The sequence below is a fragment of the Pseudomonas persica genome, from assembly GCF_900291015.1.
Lineage (GTDB): Bacteria > Pseudomonadota > Gammaproteobacteria > Pseudomonadales > Pseudomonadaceae > Aquipseudomonas.
This window is the reverse complement of record NZ_OLKL01000140.1, coordinates 1-273: the sequence shown is the minus strand read 5'-3', so window position 1 is coordinate 273 and position 273 is coordinate 1. Positions and strand designations below refer to the sequence as shown.

Below are 273 nucleotides of genomic sequence, written 5' to 3'. Positions count from 1 at the left end.
GATTTCCCAGTCTGAAGAAAACAAGGTTTGGTTTGATTTCTTGAAAAGAGAAAAAATACTCAGGGAGCAGATTGAACTTATTGAAGAAGAGGTAGATTATTATCATTCTGAAGTAAGTAAGATTAAGTCATCTTCTCTGCCACCCGGGGAGATGGAGGCGGTTTTAAGTGGAAAAGCCAATGAGTTTAATAAATTGCAGATGGAACGCGAAGGATTTGTGGAGAAAACAGTTCAGGATAATCAAAAAATGTTAGTTTCCACTTTCATTAACTT

Annotated in this window: 1 protein-coding gene; it reads left to right on the top strand. The window is 36.3% G+C overall.

Translation table 11 applies throughout. The features are described 5' to 3' along the window. Window positions 1–273: hypothetical protein (locus FQ664_RS27370; protein WP_178091080.1), on the top strand; the 273-nt coding region annotated here is incomplete at both ends.